Source organism: Stenotrophomonas sp. PS02297 (genome assembly GCF_029959705.1).
Classification (GTDB): Bacteria; Pseudomonadota; Gammaproteobacteria; order Xanthomonadales; family Xanthomonadaceae; genus Stenotrophomonas; species Stenotrophomonas nitritireducens.
In genome coordinates this window covers 1-5,092 of record NZ_JASCOS010000177.1, presented here as the reverse complement: position 1 = coordinate 5,092, position 5,092 = coordinate 1, and the positions used below count along the sequence as shown (strand labels likewise).

Below are 5,092 nucleotides of genomic sequence, written 5' to 3'. Positions count from 1 at the left end.
GGGCTATCGGCAATGAATGGCGCGGCGCCCCGGGCGGGCACCCCGCGGGGGGGGGCCGCCCCCGGACTCGACCGTGAAGCGGGCGAGCACGTCGTTTTTCGACGAGACAGGGATGTCTCGTCGAAAAATCCCGGCGGCGGAGTGGACCCGACGCGCGTAGCGCGTCGGGCGCGGAGGCAGGGCGTGCTTGACCAGCCATTCGGCTGTTGAAAAGCTCTTCTTTTGGCTATCTTTTCTTTGCACGAGCAAAGAGGAGCCTTTTCAACAGCCGAATGGCTGGTCAAAGTAGCTCGCTCCTGCGAAGCAGGGGCGAAAGCTCTGCTTTCAAGTTTCTGCCCTGGTTGTTGTTTCTTTCCAGAGCAAAGACCCAGACAGCGGCAGAAGCAAGGACAGAGCAGGATCACGAGCAACAGCAAAACTTCCGCATGATCGCGCTGGTGGCCAGCCGACAAGTAAGCCGGGCCATCAACATCCCGGCGCATCTCGATCCAGCTGCTCCACCATGGCCTTGCCGCCGCGTCTTCGGCTAGCATCGGGTACAGGACCAAAGGGGCAGTCAGGATGACCGGACAGTGATAGAACTGCGCAACGTACACCGGCACTACGCCATGAGCGGACAGACCGTGCGGGCGCTGGCCGACGTGAGCTTGAAGATCGGCGCAGGCGAATTCGTCGCCATCACCGGCCAGTCCGGCTCGGGCAAGTCCAGCCTGCTCAACATCCTCGGTTGCCTCGACCACCCGACCAGCGGTCACTACCTGATCGAGGAGCGCGACGTCGCCACGCTCGATGACGAGGCCAGCAGCGACATCCGCAACCGCCGCATCGGCTTCGTTTTCCAGAGCTTCCACCTGCTGCCGCGGCTGACCGTGCGCGAGAACGTGCTGCTGCCGCTGCGCTTCCACCGCCAGCCGCCGGCCGAAGCGCACGAGCGCGCCGATGCGCTGCTGGAACGGGTCGGCCTGGCCGAACGCCGCCATCACCGGCCCAACGAGCTTTCCGGCGGACAGATGCAGCGCGCCGCCATCGCCCGCGCCCTGCTGCTGCGCCCGGCCCTGCTGCTGGCCGACGAACCCACCGGCAACCTCGATTCGCGCAGCGCGGCCGACGTGCTGGCGCTGATCGACGAGGTGCACCGCGACGGCCAGACCGTGGTGCTGGTGACCCACGACAACGACATCGCCGCACGCGCGCCGCGCCGGGTTCGGCTGCACGACGGCAGGATCGAGCATGATTCGGCGCTGCACTGAGCGGCTGGCGGTGGCGGCGTTGTGCATCGCGGCCGCCCTGCCCGCGGCGGCCAGGGTGGTGCTGACCGGCGAGGTCCGCGCGATCGACAGCCAGGTCATCCTCACCCCGCAATCGAACAGTTCGCCGGTGGTGATCCGCTATTTCGTGCCCGAAGGCGAGGCGGTGAAGAAGGGCGACGTGGTCCTGCGCATCGATCCCGGCCAGTCGGCGGCGATGATTCCCGATCTCGAGGCGCAGATCGAACAGTCCGCGGCCAAGGGCGACAAGGAGATCGCCGAGCTGGAGGTCAAGGCGGTCGATGCCGAACTGGCGCTGGTCGATGCGCAGGCCAAGCTCGCCACGGCGAAGATCGACGCGAAGATCCCCAAGGGCCTGGTCTCGGACCTCGATTACGACCGCTACCAGGGCGAACTCGGCAGCGCCACGCGCGAGGTGGAACTACAGCGCCGCCTGCTGGGCGAGGCGCGCGAGGCGGTACGCCGGCGCCGCGAGGACAACCGGCTCGAGATCCGCAAGCTGGAAGTCCAGCGCGACTACCACGCCGCGCTGGTCCGTACCGTCGAAGTGCGCGCCGACCGCGACGGCATCGTCGTGCACGGCTTCAACAACAACTGGATCGGCGGCCGCATCGACGAGGGCTCTTCGACGATGCCCGGCAGCCGCGCCGGCGAGGTGGTCGCCAGCCCCAGCCGGTTCTCGGTGCGCGCCTGGGCGCTGCAGCCAGACCGCCAGGCGCTGCGGGTCGAGCAGGCGGTGCGCCTGGGCTTCGACGCCGTGCCCGGCACCGATGTGCCCGGGCGCATCGCCACCATCGGCGGGGCGCCCGAGCGCCGCCCCGAATGGGGCAATGGGCTGTATTTCCCGATCGACATCGCGTTCGACCCCGGCAAGCTGACGCTGTTGCCGGGCATGAGCGTGCGCGTGATCGCCGATGCGCCGGCCGGCAAGGAAGGGACGCCGCGATGAAAATCCGCCATGCACGCCTGTGCCTGTGCTTCCTGCCGGCCCTGGCGCTGGCGGCATCGGCCGCCGGCGGCGGCACGCTGCGCGTCGATGGCGAGGTCTACGCGCAGCGCGCGGCGCAGCTGATGTCGCCATCGGTGGACCGCATGTGGCAGTTCAAGATCACCCAGCTCGCCGCCGACGGCTCGCCGGTCCGCAAGGATCAACCGGTACTGGCCTTCGACAGCAGCCAGCTGCTGCGCGACCTCGGCGAGAAGCAGAGCAAGCTGCAGGAAAAGCAGCGCGAGCGCGAGAAGCTGCTGCTCGACCTGGCCGAGCGCCAGCGCACCGAACGGCTGACCACCGCCGAGGCCCGCGCCGCCCTGGAGAAGGCGCAGCGCAAGACCGAGCAGCCGCGCGAGCTGATCGCCGCCATGCAGTACGACAAACTGATCGAGGAACGGCGCCGGGCCGAACAGCGCATGGCCCTGGCCCAGGAGCGCGAACGGCTGGCCGCCGGCCAGCGCCTGCAGGAACAGCGCCTGGTCGATTCCGAGCTCGCCCAGCTGCAGGCCGATGTCGAACGGCTGCAGGCCTCCGTGGCGCGGATGACCGTCCTGGCACCGCGCGATGGCGTGATGGCGCACAAGAGCAGCTGGAACGGCGAGAAGTTCGACGTCGGCTCGCAGGTCTGGCTGGGCCAGACCGTGGCCGAGATCCCGGACGCGAGCGCGCTGGCGGTGCGCGCGCAGCTGCCAGAACGCGACCTGCTGCGCGTGGCGGTCGGGACGCCGGCACGGATCGTGGTCGAAGGCGGCGGCGGCAGCGCCCATCACGGGCGGATCGCCAGCGTGGGCCGCGCGGTGCGCAGCAAGTCGCAGGTGCAGCCGATCCCGGTGATCGACATCGTGATCCAGTTCGACGGGGCCGCCGCCCAGCTGCGACCCGGGCAGGCCGTCCGGGTCGAACTGACCGCGGCGCCGCCGGCGAAGGAGCGTGGCGCATGAAGCCTCGCCTGCCATTGCTGCTGCCCCTCGCCCTGGCGCTGTCCGGTTGCGCGGCCGATGCGGTGCCGCCGGCATCGGAGATCGTATCCGCCGGCGAACTGCTGCTCAGCATCGACGGCGAAGGCGAACTGCGTTCGAGCAAGCCGATGCCGCTGAACGTCCCGGGCCGGAACTGGTCCTCGCGCCAGGTCGAATGGATGCTGCCCGAAGGCAGCGTGGTGAAAAAGGGCGACCTGCTGGCCCGCTTCATCGCGCCCGACGGCAAGCAGCAGCTGGACCAGGCCCAGCTTGACCTGCAGCGCAACGCGCTGGCGCGCCTGTCCAAGGAGGGCGACCTGGAAGCCACCCAGGGCCGGGTCTCGGTGGACCTGGCGCAGGTCGCGGTCCAGCTCGGCATCGCCCAGCGCTATGCCGGCGCCGATTTCTCGGCGCTGGCGCGCAACGACGTGCTCGACGCGATCGAGGACAGCCGCTATCTCGGCGAGAAGCAGGACACGCTGCAATGGCGCCGCGGCCAGGCCGGCACCCGCGGCGGCGCCGAACTGGCGTTGCTGGACGCGCAGCGCGCCACCTTCGACCTCACCGCCAAGGATCGCCAGGCCGACCTGGACGCGCTGGAACTGCGCGCGCCCAACGACGGCGTGCTGCTGCTGACGCCCAGCTGGTCCGGCGACAAGCCGGCCCTCGGCGCGTCGATGTACGCCGGCACCGAGTTCGGCAGCCTTCCCGATACCTCGGCGATGGAAGTGCAGATCGACCTGCCGCAGATCGAGGCGCAGGGCGTGGCCACCGGCAACAGCGTCGAGCTGCATCCGCTAGGCCGCCCCGACCAGCGCTTCACCAGCCGCTTGTCGTGGGTCGCCAGCGCGGCAAAGACGCTGGGGCGCGAGAGCCCGGTGAAATACCTGTCGGTGCGCGCACCGGTGCCTGCGGAGGTGATCGCCCGGCATGGCTTCGTTCCCGGACAGCGCTTCACCGCGAAGATCGTGCTGGCGCGCGAGGCCGATGCCATCGGCGTGGCCAATGTCGCCATCGAGCAGCAGGACGGCAAGCACTGGATAAAGGTGCGCGAAGGCCGTGGTTTCGTGCGCCGCGAGATCGAGCTGGGCGTGCGCGGCAGCGCGCGGTCGCGGGTGCTCAAGGGCCTGGCCGCGGGCGAGGAGGTCCTGCTGTCGGCGGGAGGCCCGGCGCAGCCGGACGATGCTCAGCCCGGCGAGGCAACCGACCAAGCCAAGGACAAGGACAAGGACAAGGACGCAGGATGAAGGCACGGCTTCCACAACTGCCGCAGGTGTGGCGCGAGGCGGTCGAGGAACTCTGGCGGCGGCGCCTGCGTACCCTGCTGACCCTGCTCGGGCTGATCTTCGGGGTCGGCGCGATCGTGGCGATGCAGGCGGTCGGCGAAGGCAGCCGCCGCGAAGCGTTGAAGCTGGTCGAAGGACTGGGCCTGCGCAACCTGATCGCCGAAGCACGGCCGCAGGACGATGCGACCCTGCGCGAGAACCGCGCCCGCAGCCTGGGCCTCACCGTCTCCGACGCGCAGGCGGCGCTGCAGGTGGTGCCCGGCGCCGACCGGTTCGCCGCGGAGAAGCGCATCCGCACCTACTCGGTGTTCAGCGACCACGCCGGCAGCGACGCGCAGGCCAGCGGCGTGAGTCCCGACTGGTTCGAACTGTCTTCCCTGCAGCTCGCCGGGGGACGCGCGTTGAGCGCGGAGGACGATGCCGCGCTGGCATCGGTGGCGGTGCTCGGCCACCAGGCCGCTGCCAGCCTGTTTCCGGGCCGCGACCCGGTCGGCCAGCTGCTCAAGGTCAATCATGTCTGGCTGGAAGTGGTCGGCGTGGGCGCCGCCCGCGCCCCGGTCTCTTTTACACATCTCCCAGCCCCCGAGA

Annotated in this window: 6 protein-coding genes; all 6 read left to right on the top strand. The window is 69.8% G+C overall.

The genetic code is table 11. From position 1 onward, the window contains the following. Positions 1–206 precede the first annotated feature (206 nt). The gene (locus tag QMX80_RS18245) at positions 207–530 is read left to right on the top strand and encodes a hypothetical protein (RefSeq protein ID WP_282278600.1); all 324 of its coding nucleotides are present in this window, start codon (positions 207–209) and stop codon (positions 528–530) included. A 78-nt stretch (positions 531–608) separates the two neighbouring features. Next, positions 609–1,250 carry an ABC transporter ATP-binding protein gene (locus tag QMX80_RS18240; RefSeq protein WP_282278599.1) on the top strand — a complete coding sequence of 214 codons (642 nt, stop codon included), beginning with the start codon at positions 609–611 and terminating at the stop codon, positions 1,248–1,250. Continuing rightward, positions 1,231–2,217 carry an HlyD family efflux transporter periplasmic adaptor subunit gene (locus QMX80_RS18235; protein WP_282278598.1) on the top strand — a complete coding sequence of 329 codons (987 nt, stop codon included), beginning with the start codon at positions 1,231–1,233 and terminating at the stop codon, positions 2,215–2,217. The genes QMX80_RS18240 and QMX80_RS18235 overlap by 20 nt, the downstream gene beginning before the upstream one ends. Continuing rightward, positions 2,214–3,200, top strand: coding sequence for an efflux RND transporter periplasmic adaptor subunit (locus QMX80_RS18230; protein WP_282278596.1), 987 nt, complete (start codon positions 2,214–2,216; stop codon positions 3,198–3,200). Before QMX80_RS18235 ends, QMX80_RS18230 begins: the two co-directional genes overlap by 4 nt. Beyond that, positions 3,197–4,465, top strand: coding sequence for a hypothetical protein (locus QMX80_RS18225; protein ID WP_282278595.1), 1,269 nt, complete (start codon positions 3,197–3,199; stop codon positions 4,463–4,465). The genes QMX80_RS18230 and QMX80_RS18225 overlap by 4 nt, the downstream gene beginning before the upstream one ends. Beyond that, on the top strand, positions 4,462–5,092 hold a 631-nt coding region (locus tag QMX80_RS18220), incomplete at its 3' end, for an ABC transporter permease (protein ID WP_282278594.1). The genes QMX80_RS18225 and QMX80_RS18220, both read left to right, overlap by 4 nt.

Coding starts and splice junctions, on each gene's coding strand:
- QMX80_RS18235 (WP_282278598.1), top strand. CDS start 1,231: ATGATTCGGCGCTGCACTGAGCGGCTGGCGGTGGCGGCGTTGTGCATC.
- QMX80_RS18230 (WP_282278596.1), top strand. CDS start 2,214: ATGAAAATCCGCCATGCACGCCTGTGCCTGTGCTTCCTGCCGGCCCTG.
- QMX80_RS18240 (WP_282278599.1), top strand. CDS start 609: ATGAGCGGACAGACCGTGCGGGCGCTGGCCGACGTGAGCTTGAAGATC.
- QMX80_RS18225 (WP_282278595.1), top strand. CDS start 3,197: ATGAAGCCTCGCCTGCCATTGCTGCTGCCCCTCGCCCTGGCGCTGTCC.